The organism is Exiguobacterium sp. s123, from assembly GCF_018617075.1.
Lineage (GTDB): Bacteria > Bacillota > Bacilli > Exiguobacteriales > Exiguobacteriaceae > Exiguobacterium > Exiguobacterium profundum.
In genome coordinates, this window is sequence record NZ_JACSJL010000031.1 from 1 (window position 1) to 373 (window position 373).

Here is a 373-nt window from a genome sequence, read left to right on the forward strand (position 1 = left end):
ATCTAGCGTCTAAGACACACGGTCCATTATGGACCATATGTGAAATTGGTTTTTGATGTCTTGATGAATCTTCAGTTTTCAAGGAACAAAAGTGGAGCCTAGCGGGATCGAACCGCTGACCTCCTGCGTGCAAGGCAGGCGCTCTCCCAGCTGAGCTAAGGCCCCGTATTAGAATTGTTCATAAAAATGGTGGGCCTAAGTGGACTCGAACCACCGACCTCACGCTTATCAGGCGTGCGCTCTAACCGGCTGAGCTATAGGCCCTCTTAGAGAGGTTTTGGTCTCTCAAAACTGAACGATGGGCAATGCCACATGGGCATTTTCCTTAGAAAGGAGGTGATCCAGCCGCACCTTCCGATACGGCTACCTTGTT

Annotated in this window: 2 tRNA genes; both read right to left on the bottom strand. The window is 50.1% G+C overall.

Annotated features, from left to right (window positions below):
- Positions 1-92 precede the first annotated feature (92 nt).
- Positions 93-165: transfer RNA gene (locus tag KNO72_RS15505), tRNA-Ala, on the bottom strand.
- 22 nt (positions 166-187) lie between these two features.
- Positions 188-264 (bottom strand) — tRNA-Ile (locus KNO72_RS15510).
- Positions 265-373 lie beyond the last annotated feature (109 nt).